Source organism: Inquilinus sp. OTU3971, from assembly GCF_038440215.1.
Window position 1 is genome coordinate 41,954 of sequence record NZ_JASATH010000012.1, and the last position, 20,686, is coordinate 62,639.

Below are 20,686 nucleotides of genomic sequence, written 5' to 3' on the forward strand. Positions count from 1 at the left end.
CGATGCAATTCCGTCCCCTGCACGACCGTGTGCTGGTGCGCCGCATCGAGCAGAACGAGAAGACCGCTGGCGGGATCATCATCCCGGACACCGCCAAGGAAAAGCCCCAGGAGGGCGAGGTGATCTCGGTCGGCGCCGGCATCCGCGACGAAGCCGGCAAGCTGCAGCCGCTGGACGTCAAGGCCGGTGACCGCATTCTGTTCGGCAAGTGGTCCGGCACCGAGGTCAAGCTCGACGGTCAGGATCTCCTGATCATGAAGGAGAGCGACATCCTCGGCATCATCACCGTGAAGAAGTCGGCCAAGGCGGCCTGATCCGCCCCGTCGCCTTCACCGGAATCCCGATAGACAAGGAATAAAGAGATGGCTGCGAAGGACGTTAAGTTCTCGCTCGACGCCCGCTCCCGCATGCTGCGCGGCGTCGATATCCTGGCCGATGCGGTCAAGGTCACCCTGGGCCCGAAGGGCCGCAACGTCGTGCTCGACAAGTCGTTCGGCGCGCCGCGGATCACCAAGGACGGCGTCACCGTCGCCAAGGAGATCGAGCTTTCCGACAAGTTCGAGAACATGGGCGCGCAGATGGTGCGCGAGGTCGCGTCGAAGACCAACGACCTGGCCGGTGACGGCACCACCACCGCGACCGTGCTGGCCCAGTCGGTCGTCCGCGAGGGCGTCAAGGCGGTTGCCGCCGGCCTGAACCCGATGGACCTGAAGCGCGGCATCGACAAGGCCGTCGAGGCCGTCGTCGCGGACCTCAAGACCCGGTCGAAGGTCATCAAGACCAACGCCGAAGTCGCCCAGGTCGGCACCATCTCCGCCAATGGCGAGCGCGACATCGGTGAGATGATCGCCAAGGCCATGGAGAAGGTCGGCAACGAGGGCGTGATCACGGTGGAAGAGGCGAAGAGCCTCGACACCGAGCTCGAAGTCGTCGAGGGCATGCAGTTCGACCGCGGCTACCTGTCGCCGTACTTCATCACCAATGCCGAGAAGATGATCGCGGACCTCGAGGCTCCGTACATCCTCCTGCATGAGAAGAAGCTGTCGAACCTGCAGGCCATGCTGCCGGTGCTCGAGGCTGTGGTGCAGTCGGGCAAGCCGCTGCTGATCATCGCCGAGGACGTCGAGGGCGAGGCCCTGGCCACCCTGGTGGTCAACAAGCTGCGCGGCGGCCTGAAGGTCGCGGCGGTCAAGGCCCCGGGCTTCGGCGATCGCCGCAAGGCGATGCTCGAGGACATGGCCATCCTGACCGGCGGCCAGGTCATCTCCGAGGATCTCGGCATCAAGCTCGAGAGCGTCACGCTCGACATGCTCGGCCGGGCCAAGAAGGTCCTGATCGCCAAGGAAGAGACCACGATCGTCGACGGCGCCGGCGCCAAGAAGGAGATCGAGGGCCGCTGCAACCAGATCCGGGCGCAGATCGAGGAGACCTCCTCGGACTACGACCGCGAGAAGCTGCAGGAGCGTCTGGCCAAGCTGGCGGGCGGCGTCGCGGTGATCCGCGTCGGCGGCGCCACCGAGGTCGAGGTGAAGGAGCGCAAGGATCGCGTTGACGACGCGATGCACGCGACCCGCGCCGCGGTCGAGGAAGGCGTGGTCCCGGGCGGCGGCACCGCCCTGCTCTATGCCTCGAAGGCGCTGGACAAGGTCAAGCCGGACAACGACGACGAGCGCGTCGGCATCGACATCGTCCGCCGTGCCCTGCAGGCGCCGATCCGGCAGATCGTCACCAACGCGGGCGGCGACGCCTCGATCGTTGTCGGCAAGCTGCAGGACAAGAACGACAAGAACTGGGGCTACAACGCCCAGACCAGCGAGTATGGCGACCTGATCAAGGCCGGCGTCATCGACCCGACCAAGGTCGTCCGCGCCGCGCTGCAGAACGCCGCGTCGGTGGCCAGCCTGCTGATCACCACCGAGGCGATGGTGGCCGAGCATGTCGAGAAGAAGCCGGCCGCTTCGGCGCCGGGCGGCGGCATGGGCGGCATGGGTGGCATGGGCGACATGGACTTCTGATCTGCGGATCGGATCGTCCAAACGTCGAATTGTGGAGGGGCGCTCTTCGGAGCGCCCCTTTTTTGCCATATCGACCAGCGATGCAAGACCTCGTGGGGCCACTGCAGTCTTTCGATTGCCGGGCCGAGTACCGGCAACTAAATGAATGCAACGGCCCCGGGCACGACCGGCCCGGCGGTCCGCGACGGAAGGGGAATTCGTGATGACCGCCTGTCCCAAGAACGCGCCGCACCACCGCGGGCCGATCGCCCGTGCTGCCCTGGCGGTCGCCTCGATCCTGGTGCTGGCCGCCTGCGTGCCGGCCGGGACGCAGCAGACCGCCAGCCTGCCGGCGCCGGAGCAGCCCGCGCCGCCGCCCGTGTCCCCCTTCGTCCAGGCGATGCGCGACGCCGGCGTCAACGTCGCGATCCCGGCGCGCGGCAAGTTCATCCTGGTGAACATCCCGTCCTATGAGCTGATCGCCTTCCAGGACGGCGCCCCGGTGATCCGCAGCAAGGTCGTGGTCGGGGCCGCGGGAACCTCGACGCCCGAGCTGATGTCGAACATGTACGCGATCAAGTACAACCCCGACTGGACGCCGACGCCGTCGATCGTCCGCAACGAGGCCAGTGAGTACATTCCGTCGGGACCGCGCAGCCCGCTCGGCCGGATCAAGCTCGAGCTCGACAACGACCAGTCGATCTATCTGCACGACACGCCGCAGAAGAGCTATTTCGGCCACGAGAAGCGGGCGCTGAGCCATGGCTGCGTCCGGGTCCAGCAGGTGCGGGAGCTGGCGGCCTGGGCCGATGGCGTCAGCGTCGACGAGATCGACCGCAAGATCCGCACCGGCCGGATGTACAGCGAGCGCCTGCCGGAGGAGATCCCGGTCTATATCGGCTACTACACCCGCTTCCCGGACGAGTTCGGCCAGCCGGTGGACCACCCGGACGTCTACGCCAACAAGGACGAGGCCCGGCGGGCCTATCTGGCCCGCGCCGCCGGCCGCCGCGCAGCCGCGGCGAGGAAGGCGGCCGAACCGCCGGCCCAGCCCCCGGCCGAGATCATCCCGGGGCAGACCGTGCCGGGGCAGACCGTGCCCGTGGCGCCGGGCGGCGAGACCACCGTGCCGCCAGCCACGGCCCCGGGCGAGACGCTGCCCGCGGCCCCGGCCCAGCCCGCCGCGCCGGCCACCACGGCTCCGGCCGCGCCGGCTGTCCCCGCCGCGCCGGCGCAGACCCCCGCGGTTCCTGCGGCCCCGGTCGTGACCGAGCCTGCCGTTCCGGCGGCTCCGGCCACGACTGCTCCGGCCGCTCCGGCGTCTCCCGCGGTCACGCCGCCTCCGGCAACCGCCCCGGCCGCCCCCGCGACCACCACGCCGGCGGCGCCGACTGCCAATTGACGCAGGTTGGGTTCGCGGACGCGAACCCAACAATTTCCAGGCGGTGCGATGTTGGGTTCGCCTGGCGAACCCAACCTGCGGCCTATCCCGGCAGCACGCGCCAGACCACGGCCTCGCGCACGGCGCGGTCCTCGATCTCGACGCTGGTCGGCACCTGGCGGCGGGCGATCTCCTCCAGCCCGTCCTGCGGCCGGTAGGCGCGGCCGGGATCGCCCAGCAGCACGGTCTTGCCGGCGGCGGCCAGGGCGCGCAGCCAGGGCATGACCCGGTCGGACATCGGCTTCTCGTAGCAGACGTCGCCGGCGCAGACGATATCGATGCCGGTCAGCGCGTCGCCGATCCGGTCGCCGCTGTCGGCCTCGACCGCGCAGCCATTGGCTGCCGCGTTCAGCCGGATCGCGGCCACTGCAATCGGGTCGATCTCCGCCGCCGTCACCGCCGCGGCGCCGGCCCGGGCCGCGGCCAGGGCGACGATGCCGGAGCCGGAGGCGAAGTCGAACACCCGCTTCCCGGCGACGCTGTCCGGATGGTCCAGGATGTATCGCGCCACCGCCTGGCCGCCGACCCAGGCGAAGGCCCAGTAGGGCGGCGGCAGTCCGGTGCGGCGCAGCGACTCCTCGGTCGCCTGCCACAGCGGCGTCACCTCGGTGGCGAGATGCAGCAGCAGCTCGGGCAGCAACGGCGGTCGGGTCGGCGCCGTGTTGGCGCGGATGAAGGCATCGATGTCGTCCATGGCCCCCTTCCTATCCTGCAGGGCGGCGTTGAGCCACGGAGTCTTGATGTCGAGCGCCGGAATGCGGAAGATTCAGGGAACGGCGACGGCGCAGACCGTCGCTGCAGACGAGGAAACGAACGAGATGGCGAGCCGCCATGCCCCGGCCCGATCGAAGGACGGTCCGGCCGAAGACGAGATCGGGGAATGTAGCTCCCCGCCCTGCTATCTGCACGAGATCGACCCGGCCTATGCCGGTCTGGACCCGAAGCCCAAGGCAAAGCCTTCGCCCAAGGCCCGGAAGCGCGACGAGGCCGGCTCATGATCCGGGTCAAGCGCGTCTACGACCCGCCCGAAGAGGGCGACGGCTATCGCATCCTGGTCGACCGGCTGTGGCCGCGCGGCCTGACCAGGGAGCAGGCGGCACTCGACCTCTGGCTCAAGACCGTGGCGCCGAGCGACGAGTTGCGCCAATGGATGCATCAGGGGCCGGAGAGGTGGCCGGAATTCTGCCGCCGCTACCATGCCGAGCTGGATTCCCATCCGAACGCGGTGGCCTTCCTGCGGCAGAAGAGCAAGGACGGCTGGGTCACGCTGCTCTACGCCAGCCGCGACGAGCGCCACAACAACGCCGTCGCCCTGGCCAAGTATCTCGGCGGCTGATCAGGCGAGAGCGCGTCCGGCCACGAGGCCGGCCAGGACCATGAGGCCGAACCAGCGGTTCGAGTTGAATTTGGCCAGGCAGTCGGCCGGCCGGTCTGGGACCAGCGCCGCCACCTGCCAGGCCAGCTGCGCCGCGCCGACCGCCAGCGGCAGGAGGAAGGGCAGGGGCGCCAGCCCGGCCAGGAAGCCGGCAATGCCGATCCCGAGCACGGTCAGCGCGTGGAAGCCGGCGATCCAGCGTCGCGCGGCGGCGCCGAACAGCCGGGCGGTCGACTTGATGCCGATGCGGGCGTCGTCCTCGATGTCCTGCAGCGCGTAGATCGTGTCGTAGCCCAGCGTCCAGCAGATGCCGGCGGCGAAGAGGATCAGCGACGGCAGGGCCAACTCGCCGGTCACCGCGGTCCAGCCGACCAGCGCCCCCCAGTTGAAGGCCAGGCCCAGGAAGAATTGCGGCCACCAGGTGATCCGCTTCATCAGCGGGTAGGTGAAGACCACCAGCAGCGAGGTGATGCCGAGCCCGACGGTGGTGCTGTTGAATTGGATCAGGATCAGGAAGCCCAGCAGCAGTTCGGCGATCAGGAACAGCACCGCCTGGGTCGGGCTGATCGCACCGCTGGGGATCGGCCGCGTGCGGGTGCGCGCCACCCGGGCATCGAAGTCGCGGTCCAGGATGTCGTTCACGGTGCAGCCGGCGCCGCGCATCACCACCGCGCCGATCGCGAACAGCACAGCGTACCAGAGGTCGGTCCAGCCGAATGCGGCCCCGCCGATGCCCATGGGCCTCGGCGCCATCGCCAGCCCCCACCAGCACGGGTAGAGCAACAGCATGACCGGCTTCGGTCGGTCCAGCCGGGCGAGCATCAGATAGGGCCTGACGGCGGGCGGCGCCCAGCGGATCAGCCAGCTCTCGGCCCGGATGTCGGAGGCGGTGTCGGTCATGGTCCTGTCGCGGATGGCGCGCTGTGGCGCATCAGTAGCGCCGTTGCAGGCCGCCGGCAAAGGCCGAGATACGGTGGGACGGTCAAGGATGCATCGCCGGTGCCGCCGTCCGTCTTCCCCGCCGCATCGCCTGCGGCGGCTGGCCGAAGCAGCGGATGAAGGCCCGGCGCATCCGCTCCGGGTCGGCGAAGCCGACGTCGCGCGCCACCGCCTCGATCGGCTCGGCGCCGTCCTCGATCCGCGGCCGGGCGGCTTCGGCGCGCAGCCGCTCCACCGCCTTGGCCGGGGTCTGCCCGGTCTCGGCCAGGAAGGCGCGGCCGAACTGGCGCGGGCTCAGGCACGCCGCCTCGGCCAGTCGGTCGACCGGCAGCGGCTCCCGCAGATTCTCGCGTGCAAAGCTGAGGGCGGCCTGGATCCGGTCCGAGGCCGGGGCAAGGTCGAGCAGGGCGGAGAACTGCGACTGCCCGCCGGAGCGGCGGTGGTAGACCACCAGGGTCCGGGCCACGGCGCGGGCGGCGTCGACGCCCAGATCCTCCTCGATCAGGGCCAGGGCCAGGTCGATCCCGGCAGTGATCCCGGCCGATGACCAGACCGGCCCGTCCTGGACGAAGATCCGGTCCATCTCGACCCGCACCCGCGGGTGCAGGCGCTGCAGCGCCGCCGCCTGCAGCCAATGGGTGGTGGCCCGGCGACCGTCCAGCAGGCCGGCCGCGGCCAGCAGGAAGGCGCCGGTACAGACGCTGGTCACCCGCCGCGCCGTGGCGGCCTCGCGGATGAAGGCCAGCAACCGCGCCGATTCCAGCGCCTGCGGCACCCCGCGCCCGCCGGCCACCACCAGCGTGTCCAGCGGCTCGTGATGGCAAGGCTGCGTCAGCACCGGCAGGCCGGCGGAGCTCGCGACCGCGCCGCCCAGCTCCGACATCACCTGCAGCCGATAGGCCGGCGGCGACAGGTCCCGTGATGCGGTGTCGAACGCCGCCAGCGGCCCCGACAGGTCGAGGATGTTGAAGCCGGGAAAGACCACGAAGCCGATCGCGCGAGTCATGGCGGTAAATGAGGGAACAATGTCGTTTCAGACATCACCCTGCGCGGCGATACTGCAGCTGTCAATCCCGTCCCGGAGGCCGCCATGGACACCGTCATCGTCTTCCCGATCTATCCCGGCGTCACCCATCTCGACTTCACCGGTCCGCACCAGGTGCTGGCGCGGCTGCCCGGCGCCAGGACCGTCGTCGCCTCGATCGGAGGGGAAGCGGTCAGCGTCGACGGGCTGACCTTCGCCAACCTCGCCCGGCTGGAGGCGGTGGAGCGCTGCGACGTGATCTGCGTGCCGGGCGGCTTCGGCTGTGTCGATGCCATGCGCAACGACGCTTATCTCGGTGAGATCCGCCGGCTTGCCGCCGCGGCCCGCTACGTCACCTCGGTCTGCACCGGGTCGCTGATCCTGGCCGCCGCGGGGCTGCTCGAGGGGCGGCGGGCGGCCTGCCACTGGGCCTGGCGGGACCAACTGGCCCTGTTCGGCGCCATCCCCGATCCCGGCCGCGTGGTCCGCGACGGCAACATCGTCACCGGCGGCGGCGTCACCGCCGGCATCGACTTCGCCCTGACCCTGGCCGCCGAGCTGGCGGATGAGACGGTGGCCAAGGCGATCCAGCTCGGGCTCGAATACGCGCCGGCGCCGCCCTACGACTCCGGCCGCCCCGAGACCGCCTCGCCGGAGATCGTCGAATTGGTCACGGCCCGCAACCAGGCCCGGATGCCGGATCGCCAGGCGATCATCGAGCAGGTGGCAAGGGAGCGGCGCCGGGCCTGAGCCCCCGGCGTTTCCTCCCAAGGATCCGTTGCCGGCCGGTCGGACAGCGGCTAGCGTCGCGCATGACTTCCGACGCCCTGCCGCGCACCCGCCTGTATGTCGACGCCCCTCTTGCGGAGGGGCAGGCCGCGGCGCTGTCCGAGGCCCAGGCGCACCACCTGCGCGGCGTGCTGCGGCTGACGCCGGGCGTCGGGCTGCGCCTGTTCAACCCGCGCGACGGCGAATGGCTGGCGCGGCTCGATGTCCTCAGCAAGGCCGGCGGCAGCGCCCTGGCCGAACGGCAGCTCCGACCGCCCGAACCTGTCTCCGATCTCTGGCTTTGCTTCGCCCCGGTAAAGAAGGACGCGGTCGACACGGTGGTGGAGAAGGGGACCGAGCTCGGCGCTGCCGTGCTGCAGCCGGTCTTCACCCGCTTCACCGATGTCCAGCGCGTCAATCTCGACCGGCTGCGCGCCCATGCCGTGGCGGCGGCCGAGCAATGCGAGCGGCTGGACGTGCCGGATCTGCGCGACCCGGTCGGGCTCGACGCCCTGCTCGCCGCCTGGCCCGCCGGCCGGACGCTGCTGGTCTGCGCCGAGGCCGGAGCGGCCCGCCCCATCGCCGAAGCCGCGGCGGAGGTCTCCGGCCCCACGGCGCTCCTGGTCGGTCCCGAAGGCGGCTTCGCGGCGGCGGAGCTGGACACTCTGCTTTGTCACGAATTTGTTCGACCCGTCGGCCTCGGCCCTCGTATCCTGCGCGCCGACACGGCGGCCATCGCCGCGCTCGCGGTCTGGCAGATGCTGGCCGGCGACGGGCGCGGCCGGCCGCCGCATCGCGTCTGATACCCCAACGTTCCGACACCCGAGTACCCGCCCATGTCCGGTCCCCAGAGCGCCAGCGCCGCACCGATCGAAAGCAAGGCGCAGCTCGTCGACTATCTCGCCGCCGGGTCGAAGCCGCCCGAGGACTGGCGGATCGGCACCGAGCACGAGAAGTTCGCCTTCCGCCTGTCGGACCTGCGGCCGCTGCCTTATGACGGGCCGGACGGCATCCGCGCCGTGCTCGAGGGCCTGGCCGGCTGCGGCTGGGAGCGGGTGGAGGAGAACGGCAACCTGATCGCGCTGATCCGCGACAAGGCCTCGGTGACGCTGGAGCCGGGCGGTCAGGTCGAGCTGTCGGGCGCGCCACTGCGCAGCATCCACGACACCTGCGCCGAGGTGGCCGACCATCTGTCCCTGGTGAAGAAGGTCGGGGAGCAGCTCGGCATCGGCATGATCGGCCTCGGCTTCCAGCCGAAATGGCGGCGTGAGGACATCGGCTGGATGCCGAAGGGCCGCTACAAGATCATGCGCGACTACATGCCCAAGCGCGGCTCGCTCGGCCTCGACATGATGAGTCGGACCTGCACGGTGCAGGTCAATCTCGACTTCGCCTCCGAAGCCGACATGGTCAAGAAGTTCCGCGCCAGCCTGGCGCTGCAGCCGATCGCCACGGCGCTGTTCGCCAACTCGCCCTTCACCGAGGGGCGGCCGAACGGGTTTCAGAGCCTGCGCAGCCACATCTGGACCGACACCGACCCGGACCGCACCGGCGACCTGCCCTTCGTGTTCGAGGACGGCTTCGGCTTCGAGCGCTATGTCGACTACCTGCTCGACGTGCCGATGTACTTCGTCTACCGCGACGGCCGCTACATCGATGCTGCCGGGCACAGCTTCCGTGCCTTCCTGAAGGGCGAGCTGGCGGTCTATCCCGGCCAGCTGCCGACCCTGAACGACTGGGCCGACCACCTGACCACCGCCTTCCCCGAGGTGCGGCTGAAGAAGTACCTGGAGATGCGCGGCGCCGACGGCGGGCCCTGGTCGCGCCTGTGCGCCCTGCCGGCGCTGTGGGTCGGTCTGCTCTATGACGGCACGGCGCTCGACGCCGCCTGGGACCTGGTCAAGGACTGGACCACCGCGGAGCGGGCGGCGCTGCGCCGCGACGTGCCGCGCCTCGGCCTCGCCACCCCGTTCCGCGGCGGCACGGTGCGCGACGTGGCGCTGCAGGTGCTGGCGATCGCCCGGCACGGCCTGGCTGCCCGGGCCGCGACCGACGCCATCGGCGGCACCGAGGAGGGCTTCCTCAACGATCTGCAGCGCATCGCGGATTCGGGCGAGACCCAGGCCTCGGAGATGCTGCGCCGCTACGAGACCGAATGGGGCGGCTCGGTCGACCCGGTCTTCACCGCCTACGCCTACTGACACTTACGCCTATTGGCCCGGCAGGCTTTGCTGGAATTTTAGGCATCCTTCGCCGGCCGCCGCAGAATTTTGCTTGCGGTCCGTGGCACATGCCTTGCTTGATGTTCTGGTCGAGCAGGGACATGCCGGAGGGATGGTGCAGGCATTCGACGAGATGGGCGGGGATCCGGTCCGGTCCCCCTATGCGGCCCTGGCGGATTGGCTGGCGGCGACGCCGGCCTCGGTCTTCGATCTCAAGCGCCGGGAGGCGGCGGCGCTGTTCCGCCGCATCGGCATCACCTTCGCGGTCTATGGCGAGGGTGGCGACCCGGAGCGGCTGATCCCCTTCGACATCATGCCCCGGGTGCTGGACGCCGCCGAATGGCGGCAGCTGGAGCAGGGGCTGGTGCAGCGGGTGAAGGCGCTCAACGCCTTCCTGCACGATGTCTATCACGACAAGGAGATCTTGCGCGCCGGCCAGGTGCCGGAGCGGCTGGTGCTGCACAATCCCGGCTATCTGCCGGAGATGCAGGGGCTGGACCCGCCCGGCGGCATCTACACCCACATCGCCGGCATCGACATCGTCCGCGTCGGGCCGAACGACTTCTACGTGCTGGAGGACAACGCCCGCACGCCGTCCGGCGTGTCCTACATGCTGGAAGGCCGCGAGATGATGATGCGGCTGTTCCCGGACCTGTTCGCCCGGCACAGCGTCGCGCCGGTCGAGCACTATCCGCAGGAACTGCTGGCGACCCTGACCTCGATCGCGCCGCGCAACTGCGAGGGCGAGCCGACGGTCGCCCTCCTGACCCCCGGCATCTACAACAGCGCCTATTTCGAGCACAGCTTCCTGGCCGACCGCATGGGTATCGAGCTGGTCGAGGGGCCGGACCTGTTCGTGCGCGACGCCGTGGTCTACATGCGCACCACCCGCGGGCCGAAGCGGGTCGACGTGATCTACCGCCGGATCGACGACGAGTTCCTCGACCCGTTGGTGTTCAACCCGGATTCGGTGCTCGGCGTGCCCGGCCTGTACCACGCCTACCGCGCCGGCAACGTGGCGCTGGCCAACGCCATGGGCACCGGCATCGCCGACAACAAGGCGATGTACATATACGTCCCGGCGATGATCCGCTTCTATCTGGGCCAGGAGCCGATCCTGAAGAACGTCCCGACCTGGGACTGCTCCAAGCCCGACGAATGCGCCCATGTGCTGGGCAAGCTCGACGAGCTGGTGGTGAAGGAGGTGGCCGGCTCGGGCGGCTACGGCATGCTGGTGGGACCGACCGCCAGCCGGGCCGAGCGCGCGGCCTATGCCGAGCGGGTCAAGGCCCAGCCCGACCTGTTCATCGCCCAGCCGACCCTGGCGCTGTCGACCTGCCCGACCTTCGTCGACCAGGGCGTGGCGCCGCGCCATGTCGACCTGCGCCCCTTCGTCCTGACCGGCCGGGACCAGGTCCGGATCGTGCCGGGCGGCCTGACCCGGGTGGCGCTGCGCGAGGGCTCGCTGGTGGTGAACTCCAGCCAGGGCGGCGGCACCAAGGACACCTGGGTGCTGACGGCATGACGGCGCAGGATATCAAGGCAGGACGATCGGGATGCTGAGCCGCACCGCCGACAGCCTCTACTGGCTTGGCCGCTACATCGAGCGCGCCGAGAACCTCGCCCGCATCCTGGAGGTGGCCGACCGCATGACGCTGACGCCGAACAGCGGCAGCGCGCGGCAGGACGAATGGCACTCCGCCGTCGTCATCTCCGGCTGCCAGGAGGGCTTCTACAAGACGCATGAGCGGGCGACCCCGGCCGCCGTGGTCGACTACATCGCCCGCAGCCCCGACAACCCGGCCAGCATCCGCTCCTGCCTGCAGCTGGCGCGGACCAATGGGCGGGCGGTGCGCGCGGCGCTGACCCGGCCGATGTGGGAGACGCTGAACGCCACTTGGCTCGACCTCGACGGCAAGGAGGCGCTGATCGCCAGCGGTGACCTGCGCGACTTCCTGGAATGGGTCAAGGAACGGGCGATGCTGTTCCATGGCGCCGTCGCCGTCACCATGCTGCGCGACGACGCCCATATCTTCCTGCAGCTCGGCACTATGCTGGAGCGCGCCGACAGCACCGCCCGGCTGCTCGACGTGAAGTACCACGTGCTGCTGCCGGCGGATGAGGAGGTCGGCGGCGGCCTCGACTTCTACCAATGGGCGGCGGTGCTGCGCGGCGCCTCGGCGCTCGGCAGCTACGCCTATCTCTACCGCGACGGCATCAAGCCCTCGCAGGTGGCCGAACTCCTGATCCTGCGGCCGGAGATGCCGCGCTCGCTGGTCGGCTGCCTCGGCGAGATGATCGACCTGCTCGGCCAGCTTGCCGACCTCTACGGCCGCAAGCACGAATGCCAGCGGCTGGCCGGGGAGATGCATTCGCGCTTGCGCTACGGCCGGATCGACACGATCTTCCAGACCGGTTTGCACGAATACCTGACCGCTTTCATCCAGCAGAACAACGTCCTGGGCCTCGAGGTCAGCAAGGCCTATCTGATCTGATTCGTCCCGGCCCATGCGCCTCCTGATCCGCCACGAAACCCGCTATCGCTACGACAGTCCGGTCACCCGCACCCTGCAGACGCTGCGCCTGACGCCCCGCTCGCATGACGGGCAGGAGGTGCTGCGCTGGCGGGTGGTGCCGCCGGCCGGGGCCAGCCTCGCCGCCGGCGAGGACGGCTATGGCAACATCGTCGAGATGCTGTCGCTGGAGCGGCCGCACGACGCGCTGACCCTGCTGGTCGAAGGCGAGGTCGTGATTCGCGACACCGGCGGCGTCGTCACCGGCGCTGAGGAGCGGTTCCCGCCCGCTTTCTATCTGCGCCCGTCGCCGCTGGCCGGGGCGGATGCGGCGCTGGTTCAGCTGGCGGAAGCGGCGGCCGCTGGCGGGCGCGAGCCGCTGGCCCTGGCCCATGCGCTGATGCTGGCGGTGCACGACCGCATCGCCTTCCGGCCCGGCCTGACCCATGCCGCCACCACCGCGGCCGAGGCGCTGGCCACCGGCATCGGCGTGTGCCAGGACCACACCCATGTCTTCCTCGCCTGCGCCCGTCCTCTCGGCCTGCCGGCCCGCTACGTCTCGGGCTATCTGATGATGGCCGATGGCAGCGTCGAGCAGGCGGCGGGCCATGCCTGGGCCGAGGCCTTCGTCGACGGGCTCGGCTGGGTCGGCTTCGACGCTGCCAACGGGATCTGCCCGACCGAGCACTATGTCCGCGTCGCCATCGGGCTCGACTACCACGACGCCGCCCCGGTCCGCGGCCTGCGCCAGGGCGGCGGTGCCGAGGCGCTGGAGGTCGTGGTCCGCGTCGGCCAGTCCCAGACCCAGGCGCAGGCCTGATCCTTCACGATGACCCTGGACCTTTTCGCATGACCTACTGCCTCGGCCTCCTGCTCGAAGACGGGCTGGTGATGATCGCCGACACCCGCACCAATGCCGGGGTCGACAACATCTCGACCTTCCGCAAGATGCACATCTGGGAACGGCCGGACGACCGGGTGATGGTGCTGCTCACCGCCGGCAACCTCGCCATCACCCAGTCCGTGGTCGCGCTGCTGTCCGAGGCGGTCGACGCCGGCGACGGGCGCGAGAGCCTGACCACGGCGCCGTCGATGTTCCGCTGTGCCGAGCTGGTGGGCGAGGCGGTGCGCGCGGTCTGGAACCGCGACGGCCCGGCGATGGAGCAGCATGCCGGCGGCTTCAACGCGTCCTTCCTGCTCGGCGGCCAGATCGTCGGGCGCCGTTGCCGGCTGTTCGAGATCTACCAGGCCGGCAACTTCATCGAGGCGACGGCCGACACGCCCTATCTCCAGATCGGCGAGCACAAATACGGCAAGCCGATCCTCGACCGCGCCGCGCGTTTCGAGACGCCGCTGATCGACGGGCTCAAGCTCGGCCTGGTGTCGATGGATTCGACCCTGCGCAGCAACCTGTCGGTCGGGCTGCCGATCGACATCGCGCTGTACCGCCGCGATGCGCTGAATCTGGCCCTGCGCAAGCGGGTCGGCGAGGACGACCCCTACTTCTCCGCGCTGCGGCAGCGCTGGTCGGACGCGCTGCGGCAAGCCTACCAGGCGATCCCCAGTCCGGATTGGGCATGACCGAACGAATCGAGGCGGGAACTATTTAGCAGGTTTCAAGGTTGAAATTGATGGGAGCCTGAACCACCCTTGCGGTGTTGTATCGGCGTAGCGCCGTGTCGGCGGCTCGACCGATAATGATAAAGAGGAGATTGTGCCATGCGCATCGCGCTTCGTAGGACCGCGCTGATTTCCGGGTTCGCTGCGCTCCTGGCGCTTGGCGCCTGCGGCCAGCCGGAGCCGACGGTGGTGGAGGCCGGTGCCCCGCCGGCGCTGCCCGCCAACGTGCCGCCGGGCTCGACGCTCGAAAGCTCGACCACCGAGGTCGGGCCGAACGGGCAGGTCGTGAACCGCTACGTCTACCGGGCGCCGAACCAGCTGCTGACCAACGGCCCGCAGTGCACCAAGGGTGACCCGCAGTGCCCGTGATCGCCGCGGCGATCTGACGGGATGGGAAGGGACAAAAAGGGGGTTTCGGCCCCCTTTCTTGTGGCAGCACGCGGTCCGGCGCCGTTCCGGCAACAATCTTTCTATGCTTGCCCGGACACCTCCATCCCGGCATGGTGCGCGGCAACAATATCGGCTTGAGCTGGAGCGCCCATGCCCGTGCTGACCAGCGCGGTCGACCCCCGGTCCGCCGCCTTCCGCGACAACGAGGCGGCCATGCGCGCTGCCGTCGACGACCTGCAGGCGACCATCGCCCGGATCAAGCTGGGCGGCGGCCAGGCGGCCCGCGACCGGCACGTCGCCCGCGGCAAGCTGCTGCCGCGCGACCGGGTTCGCGGGCTGCTCGATCCCGGCGCGCCGTTCCTGGAGCTGTCGCAGCTCGCCGGCCACGACGTCTATCGCGAGGACGTCCCCGCGGCCGGCATCATCACCGGCATCGGCCCGGTCTCCGGCCAGGAATGCGTCATCGTCGCCAATGACGCGACGGTGAAGGGCGGCACCTACTATCCGCTGACGGTGAAGAAGCACCTGCGGGCGCAGGAGATCGCGCGCGAGAACAACCTGCCCTGCCTCTATCTGGTCGATTCGGGCGGCGCCTTCCTGCCGCTGCAGGACCAGGTCTTCCCCGACCGCGACCATTTCGGCCGGATCTTCTACAACCAGGCGACGATGTCGGCCGCCGGCATCCCGCAGATCGCGGCGGTGATGGGCTCCTGCACCGCCGGCGGCGCCTATGTGCCGGCGATGTCCGACGAATCCATCATCGTCAAGGGCCAGGGCACGATCTTCCTCGGCGGCCCGCCGCTGGTGAGGGCGGCGACCGGCGAGGAGGTCTCGGCCGAGGACCTCGGCGGCGCCGACGTGCACAGCCGCATCTCCGGCGTCACCGACCACTATGCCCAGGACGACCACCACGCGCTCGCGATCGCCCGCCGCATCGTCGCCGACCTGAACCGGGCCAAGCGCCCGGCCGTGGCGCTGCGCGAGCCGGCGGAGCCGCTGTACCCGGCCACCGACCTCTACGGCATCATCGGCACCGACCTGAGGAAGCCCTTCGATGTGCGCGAGGTGATCGCGCGGCTGGTCGACGGGTCGGAGTTCGACGAGTTCAAGGCGCTGTACGGCACCACCCTGGTCTGCGGCTTCGCCCATCTCTGGGGCATCCCGGTCGGCATCGTCGCCAACAACGGCATCCTGTTCTCGGAAAGCGCGCTGAAGGGTGCGCATTTCGTCGAGCTGTGCTGCCAGCGCGGCATCCCGCTCTTGTTCCTGCAGAACATCACCGGCTTCATGGTCGGCTCGAAATACGAGCGCGGCGGCATCGCCAAGGACGGCGCCAAGCTGGTCACCGCCGTGGCCTCGGCCCAGGTGCCGAAGCTGACCCTGCTGATCGGCGGCAGCTTCGGCGCCGGCAACTATGGCATGTGCGGCCGCGCCTACGGGCCGCGCTTCCTGTTCATGTGGCCGAATGCCCGGATCTCGGTGATGGGCGGCGAGCAGGCGGCGAACGTCCTGGCCCAGGTGCGGCGCGACGGCATCGAGGCCAAGGGCGAGACCTGGCCGGAGGCGGAGGAGGAGGTGTTCAAGGCGCCGATCCGCGACCAGTACGAGAAGCAGGGCCATCCCTACTATGCCTCGGCCCGGCTGTGGGACGACGGGGTGATCGACCCGGCGGACAGCCGGCGGGTGCTGGCGCTGGCGCTGTCGGCGGCGCTGAACGCGCCGATCGAGCCGACCCGGTTCGGCGTGTTCCGGATGTGAATGGAATGATCCAGAGCAACTTTTTCGAATGGCTCGGCGAGGCGCTGGGCGGGCTGATCGGCTTCATCATTCGCGCGATCCGGGGGGTGGTGGACGGCCTCGGCGGCGCCGTGAACGACTTCCTCGGCGGCATGGCCCGCTCGATCGGAATGAACAGCTCGGTCTTCTCCTTCGCGCTGCTGATCCTCGGCCTGTTCCTGCTGTACTGTTCCGTGCGCGCCTTCATCGCCCGGTCGATCGTGGCCGGCGTCGTCTGGGCGCTGCTGGGTCTGTTGGTGCTGAGCTGGGTGGTGCGATGAGCGCGGTCCGGATCGAGATCGGGGACGGGGTCGGCACGGTCGTCATGGACCGGCCGGACCGGCACAACGCCTTCGACGAGCATGTCATCGCCGAGCTGACGGCGGCCTTCGCCAAGCTCGGCGCGGACGATGCCGTGCGTGCGGTGGTGCTGCGCGGCGTCGGCAAGAGCTTCTCGGCCGGGGCCGATCTCGACTGGATGCGGCGCATGGCGGCCTATGACGAGGCCGCCAACCTGGCCGACGCCCGGGCGCTGGCGGCGCTGATGCGAACCATCGACACGCTGCCGAAGCCGACGCTGGCTCTGGTCCATGGCCCGGCCTATGGCGGCGGGGTGGGGCTGGTCGCCTGCTGCGACATCGCCATCGCCACCGAAGCCGCGGCGTTCTCGCTGTCCGAGGCCAGGCTCGGCCTGATCCCGGCGGTGATCAGCCCCTATGTCGTGCGCGCCATCGGCGCCCGCGCTGCCCGCCGCTATTTCCTGACCGCGGAGCGCTTCGACGCGGTCGAGGCCCGGCGGCTCGGCCTGGTGCACGAGCTGGTGGCGGGCGACGGGTTGGAGGAGGCGGCGCGGCAGGTCCTGGCGGCGCTGCGCGGCAACGGCCCGGCGGCGGTCCGGGCGGCCAAGGAGCTGGTCGCGGTGGTGGCCGGCAAGGCGCCGGCCGAGGTCGAGGACGATTGCGCCCGCCGCATCGCCGCGATCCGCGCCGGCGACGAGGGCAGGGAAGGCGTCGCCGCCTTCCTGGAGAAGCGCAAGCCGTCCTGGCTCGGTTGATCAGCCCGCCGGCGCGGACCAGGCCCGCACGACATTGACCAGGAACAGCAGCATCGAGGCGACGGTCAGCAGCGAGCCGATGATGACCACGGCCTCCTGCTGCCGGGTCGTCGCCAGGTAGATGCCAAGCGGCAGCAGGATGGCGCCGGCGGCGGCGACCCAGAAATGCGCGACGGCCAGCGCGCCGCCTTTGGCGAGCCCGACCCTGTAGCCGATTCCGAACAGGGCGAGCGAGACCCAGCCGACCAGATTGATGTGGGCATGCACCGGCACCAGCTGGAAATCATGGGCCATGCCCATCTGGATCCCGAGCAGCATGCCGGCCAGCCCCATCAGCACGGCCAGGGTGAAGAACGCTCTGTCGATGCTGCGCATCATGTCCCCTCGTTGATCGACGACGGCCGCCGAACGCCGGTGCCGGCTCGGTTCTGCCGCGCCGAAGGATGCGCCGCGCCGCTCGCACCGGCCTGTTACTGGCGGCACAGGCGGCGTCGGCGCATCCCCGTCCCCCAAGGCGCAGTGTCATCGGTTCGCGGCGCCCCGGCACTCCCCCATGATTAGGGGATGGCGGCGCGCCCGGAAATCAGCCTGCCAGGCGGTCCAGCTGTTCCTGCAGCCGGCGCGCGCAATCATCGGCCAGCGCGTTCAGGGCGGCCGCACCTTCGCCGTGGAAGCATGACCCGTGCATGATGCCGAGCGTGCGTGGCGACAGCCCCGACAGCCGGCGGATCGTCGGCGCCGTCATCGGCGTCAGGGCGCTGGCGCCGAACATGTCCTCTGCCGCCCGGGCCGGACCGACGACGTCGCTCTCGGTCACGGCGGGGCCGTCGCCGACATGGGTGAACAGGTCGCCGCACAGCAGCGTCCCGGTGGTCTCCTCGTACAGCAGGCCGGCGTCCCAGCCATGCGGGATCTGCGGCGTGTCGAGGTGGCGCAGCCGCTTGCCGCCGAGGTCGATCACCTCGCCGTCGGCCAGGGCCCGCGGCGGCCGGTCGGCCATGTCGTTGATCGACACCATGCAGCCGATCCCGCCCTGCACCACCTGGGCCCGCGGCGCCGCCGCCAGCCATTCGTTCATGGCGCCGCATTCATCGGCTTCGACATGGCCGAAGCCGATCCAGCGCAGCCGGTCGACCGGCATCACCCTGGCCATGGCGGCGGCGACGGACGGAAACATCCGCCGCAGCCCGCAATGGAACAGCAGCGGCTCCTCGGCCCTGATCAGGAACTGATTGAAGGTGAAGCCGGCCGGCGGCGCGATCTCCGGCACATAGGTCGACAGCCGATAGATGCCGTCGGCGATCTCATCGATCCTGGTCTCTCCCATCGCCTCTCTCCCCGGGGGGCTCGCCATGCCGATGGGTCGGGGCGAGTTGCCCGTGGGACCATCCTATACCAACGGCCCAGGACTGACCCGTCATGGCGAGCCCCGAAGGGGCGTGGCCATCCAGTATCACGGCCCTCTGGATGGTCACGGCGCTGCGCGCCTCGCCATGACGAAAAAGTCGGACAGCCGATCTCAAAGGCCGCTGGTATTGTCCGGGGATCAGTCCGCCCAATGCCCGTACAGGTTCGGCATCAGCCCCGCCAAGGCGCTGAAGCGCGCCCAGGACTTCGCCTCCTTGCGGGTCCAGCCGGCCTCGGCGATGGCCGACAGCCGGGGGAAGACCAGGCGGTCGAACACGGCGCGGTCGGTCATCGGCTCGGACCAGATGCAGGCCTGGACGCCCATCAGGTGCTTCAGCTGGTCCTCGGTCCAGCCCCGGGTGGCGTCGAACTCGTAGGTCTCCCGCGGGCCCGACCAGCCGGCCCAGCCGGCGCCCGGCTCGGACCAGGCGGTGCTCTGCGACATGTCGAGGTAGTAGCGCTGCCCCGGCGCGACCACGATGTCGTAGCCGCGGCCGGCCAGCTCGGCGCTGACCTCGACCGACCGCCAGCCGACCAGGTAGCTCCGGTCCTTCTCGATCACGTCGCCATGCGCCGCCTCCTCCCAGCCGCCGGTGACGACGCCGCGCGAGGCCAGGAAACGCTGGACACGCCGCAGGAACTCCGCCTGCAGCACGGCGGTGGCCGACCCTTCGATGGCATCGGCGCCGTGCCGGTTGCCGATGGTGTTGACCAGCATCGCGTGCTGGTCCGCCAGCGCGTCGCCGCCGACCTGCCGCAAGCGGTCGAGCGCGAGCGGCGAGCCCGACCAGGCAGCCAGCGGCACCTCATCCGCGCCGACATGGAGGATCTTCGACGGGAACAGATCGATCAGCTCGTCGAGTACGGTCTCGAGGAAGGCATAGACCGCCTCGTGCGCCGGGTTCAGGCAGTTGTTGGGGAAGCCCTGCACCGACTGGTATTCGCCATGCTCGGCCGGGTCGCGCAGATGCGGCAGCGCGTGCAGCACGGCATAGCAATGGCCGGGAATGTCGATCTCCGGCACCACGACGATGCCGAGCCGGTCGGCCAGGGCGACCAGGTCGCGGACCGCCTGCTTGCTGTAATAGCCCCCCTGCGGCTCGGGGCTGGAGCCGAGCAACGGCGGCAGCGCCAGCCCGTGGCCGCGCCAGGCACCGACCCGGATCAGCTCCGGATAGGCATCGATCTCGACGCGCCAGGCCTCGTCATCCGACAGGTGCCAGTGGAAGCGGTTCATCTTGCTCCAGGCCAGCAGCTGCACGAACCGGGCGACCTCGGCCGAGGAGTAGAACTGCCGGGCGACGTCGAGATGCGACCCGCGCCAGCCATGGGCCGGGGAATCCTGGATATCGCCACCCGCGGGGAACAGGAAGGTCTCGGGGTGGCGCCTGGCGCCGCGCCAGATCTGACCGAGCGTGATCAGCCCGTAGAGCAGGCCGGTGCGGGTGGAGGCCCGCAGAACGATGCCGTCCTCGGAGAAGCCGATGCGATAGGCCTCCGGGCCGAAGCCCGGCTCGATCGCGAGATCGACGGCCAAGCCGCCCTCCGCCTCCGGCCGCACGATGCCCTCGGCCGGGAACAGCGCGGCGGTCAGCTCGGCGAAGGCGGCGATGACCTGGCCGGCCTCAACGCCCTGGCCCTTCGGCGCCAGCCCGGCGGGCACCGCACGGCGGCCGCCGATGCTGACCGCCTCCGGCCAGGGAATGACGGAAATCGGCACCGGGGCCGAGGCCGGGACCGGGAAGCGCTCGGTGCCCCGCTTCAGCGGCGCGTTGTCGGCGGCCGAATGCGTCGGCGCGGTCGCGACCGGCGCGGTCGACCCGTCCGCCAGCACGACATAGGCGGTGGTGGCGCCGTCGGTCCAATGGCGCAGCGGATAGCTCAGACCCCGTGCCGTGAGCGTCCAGCTGGCGCCCGGGGCCAGCTCGGTGCCGGGGACAGGCGTGAATTCGGAGTGGTTGGACAGCCGGGCCGTCAGCGCGCCGCCCTCGATGGTCGCGGCGGGATCGATCCGGGCCGGCCCGCTGACGCAGAGCTTGAAGCCGGCGATCATCCGGTCCGACTGGTTGGTCAGCCGCAGGGCATAGCTCAGGGAGTCGTCGCCCTCGGCGGGCTTCCAGAAAGTCTCGAGTCGGAACGGGGATGTCATCGGGCAGGCCTTCG

General features: G+C 70.2%; 22 protein-coding genes. 16 read left to right on the top strand and 6 right to left on the bottom strand.

The window, feature by feature from the left end; translation table 11 throughout:
- The first annotated feature begins 2 nt into the window (after nt 1-2).
- From groES to AAHM41_RS05180, 3 genes are all read left to right on the top strand, one after another.
- Nucleotides 3-314 (top strand): co-chaperone GroES, encoded by a 312-nt coding sequence (gene groES / locus AAHM41_RS05170; RefSeq protein WP_034840379.1) that lies wholly within the window; start codon nt 3-5, stop codon nt 312-314.
- Nucleotides 315-362: 48 nt separating this feature from the next.
- Nucleotides 363-2,015, top strand: a complete 1,653-nt coding sequence (groL, locus tag AAHM41_RS05175) for a chaperonin GroEL (protein WP_342235450.1) — start codon at nt 363-365, stop codon at nt 2,013-2,015.
- Nucleotides 2,016-2,217: 202 nt separating this feature from the next.
- A complete protein-coding gene (locus tag AAHM41_RS05180) occupies nt 2,218-3,396 on the top strand; it encodes a L,D-transpeptidase family protein (RefSeq protein ID WP_342235451.1) in 1,179 nt (392 codons plus the stop codon).
- 82 nt (nt 3,397-3,478) lie between these two features.
- Here AAHM41_RS05180 and AAHM41_RS05185 read toward each other — a convergent pair whose 3' ends face one another.
- The gene (locus AAHM41_RS05185; protein WP_342235452.1) at nt 3,479-4,129 is read right to left on the bottom strand and encodes a class I SAM-dependent methyltransferase; all 651 of its coding nucleotides are present in this window, start codon (nt 4,127-4,129) and stop codon (nt 3,479-3,481) included.
- A gap of 61 nt (nt 4,130-4,190) precedes the next feature.
- Here AAHM41_RS05185 and AAHM41_RS05190 point away from each other — a divergent pair, with 61 nt between their 5' ends.
- The gene (locus tag AAHM41_RS05190; RefSeq protein WP_342235453.1) at nt 4,191-4,433 is read left to right on the top strand and encodes a hypothetical protein; all 243 of its coding nucleotides are present in this window, start codon (nt 4,191-4,193) and stop codon (nt 4,431-4,433) included.
- Nucleotides 4,430-4,771: a DUF488 domain-containing protein gene (locus AAHM41_RS05195; protein WP_342235454.1), complete on the top strand. Its 342-nt coding sequence runs from the start codon at nt 4,430-4,432 to the stop codon at nt 4,769-4,771. The genes AAHM41_RS05190 and AAHM41_RS05195 overlap by 4 nt, the downstream gene beginning before the upstream one ends.
- On the opposite strand, the gene ubiA is transcribed toward AAHM41_RS05195, so the two are convergent.
- Nucleotides 4,772-5,710: a 4-hydroxybenzoate octaprenyltransferase gene (gene ubiA, locus AAHM41_RS05200; RefSeq protein WP_342235455.1), complete on the bottom strand. Its 939-nt coding sequence runs from the start codon at nt 5,708-5,710 to the stop codon at nt 4,772-4,774.
- Between the two features lie 82 nt (nt 5,711-5,792).
- On the bottom strand, nt 5,793-6,755 hold the full coding sequence (locus AAHM41_RS05205; protein ID WP_342235456.1) for a GlxA family transcriptional regulator: 963 nt from the start codon (nt 6,753-6,755) through the stop codon (nt 5,793-5,795).
- An 84-nt stretch (nt 6,756-6,839) separates the two neighbouring features.
- Here AAHM41_RS05205 and AAHM41_RS05210 point away from each other — a divergent pair, with 84 nt between their 5' ends.
- From AAHM41_RS05210 to AAHM41_RS05260, 11 genes are all read left to right on the top strand, one after another.
- Nucleotides 6,840-7,523, top strand: a complete 684-nt coding sequence (locus AAHM41_RS05210; RefSeq protein ID WP_342235457.1) for a DJ-1/PfpI family protein — start codon at nt 6,840-6,842, stop codon at nt 7,521-7,523.
- 62 nt (nt 7,524-7,585) lie between these two features.
- Nucleotides 7,586-8,344 (top strand): 16S rRNA (uracil(1498)-N(3))-methyltransferase, encoded by a 759-nt coding sequence (locus tag AAHM41_RS05215; RefSeq protein ID WP_342235458.1) that lies wholly within the window; start codon nt 7,586-7,588, stop codon nt 8,342-8,344.
- Between the two features lie 33 nt (nt 8,345-8,377).
- Complete coding sequence (locus AAHM41_RS05220) at nt 8,378-9,742, top strand: glutamate--cysteine ligase (RefSeq protein WP_342235459.1); 1,365 nt, start codon at nt 8,378-8,380, stop codon at nt 9,740-9,742.
- 133 nt (nt 9,743-9,875) lie between these two features.
- A complete protein-coding gene (locus AAHM41_RS05225) occupies nt 9,876-11,288 on the top strand; it encodes a circularly permuted type 2 ATP-grasp protein (protein WP_342235460.1) in 1,413 nt (470 codons plus the stop codon).
- A 31-nt stretch (nt 11,289-11,319) separates the two neighbouring features.
- On the top strand, nt 11,320-12,258 hold the full coding sequence (locus tag AAHM41_RS05230; RefSeq protein ID WP_342235461.1) for an alpha-E domain-containing protein: 939 nt from the start codon (nt 11,320-11,322) through the stop codon (nt 12,256-12,258).
- A gap of 13 nt (nt 12,259-12,271) precedes the next feature.
- Nucleotides 12,272-13,096, top strand: coding sequence for a transglutaminase family protein (locus AAHM41_RS05235; protein ID WP_342235462.1), 825 nt, complete (start codon nt 12,272-12,274; stop codon nt 13,094-13,096).
- A 29-nt stretch (nt 13,097-13,125) separates the two neighbouring features.
- Complete coding sequence (locus AAHM41_RS05240; RefSeq protein WP_342235463.1) at nt 13,126-13,857, top strand: proteasome-type protease; 732 nt, start codon at nt 13,126-13,128, stop codon at nt 13,855-13,857.
- A 138-nt stretch (nt 13,858-13,995) separates the two neighbouring features.
- Nucleotides 13,996-14,265, top strand: coding sequence for a hypothetical protein (locus AAHM41_RS05245; RefSeq protein WP_342235464.1), 270 nt, complete (start codon nt 13,996-13,998; stop codon nt 14,263-14,265).
- Between the two features lie 171 nt (nt 14,266-14,436).
- Nucleotides 14,437-16,044: a carboxyl transferase domain-containing protein gene (locus tag AAHM41_RS05250; RefSeq protein ID WP_342235465.1), complete on the top strand. Its 1,608-nt coding sequence runs from the start codon at nt 14,437-14,439 to the stop codon at nt 16,042-16,044.
- Between the two features lie 5 nt (nt 16,045-16,049).
- Nucleotides 16,050-16,343 carry a hypothetical protein gene (locus AAHM41_RS05255; RefSeq protein ID WP_342235466.1) on the top strand — a complete coding sequence of 98 codons (294 nt, stop codon included), beginning with the start codon at nt 16,050-16,052 and terminating at the stop codon, nt 16,341-16,343.
- Nucleotides 16,340-17,116 (top strand): enoyl-CoA hydratase-related protein, encoded by a 777-nt coding sequence (locus tag AAHM41_RS05260; RefSeq protein WP_342235467.1) that lies wholly within the window; start codon nt 16,340-16,342, stop codon nt 17,114-17,116. Before AAHM41_RS05255 ends, AAHM41_RS05260 begins: the two co-directional genes overlap by 4 nt.
- On the opposite strand, the gene AAHM41_RS05265 is transcribed toward AAHM41_RS05260, so the two are convergent.
- The 3 genes from AAHM41_RS05265 to AAHM41_RS05275 all read right to left on the bottom strand — a co-directional run bounded on the left by AAHM41_RS05265 (nt 17,117) and on the right by AAHM41_RS05275 (nt 20,672).
- On the bottom strand, nt 17,117-17,494 hold the full coding sequence (locus AAHM41_RS05265) for a hypothetical protein (protein WP_342235468.1): 378 nt from the start codon (nt 17,492-17,494) through the stop codon (nt 17,117-17,119).
- A 205-nt stretch (nt 17,495-17,699) separates the two neighbouring features.
- Entirely contained in the window at nt 17,700-18,443 is a 744-nt protein-coding gene (locus tag AAHM41_RS05270; RefSeq protein ID WP_342235469.1) for an MBL fold metallo-hydrolase, read from the bottom strand.
- A gap of 219 nt (nt 18,444-18,662) precedes the next feature.
- The gene (locus AAHM41_RS05275) at nt 18,663-20,672 is read right to left on the bottom strand and encodes a beta-N-acetylhexosaminidase (RefSeq protein WP_342235470.1); all 2,010 of its coding nucleotides are present in this window, start codon (nt 20,670-20,672) and stop codon (nt 18,663-18,665) included.
- Nucleotides 20,673-20,686: the final 14 nt, after the last annotated feature.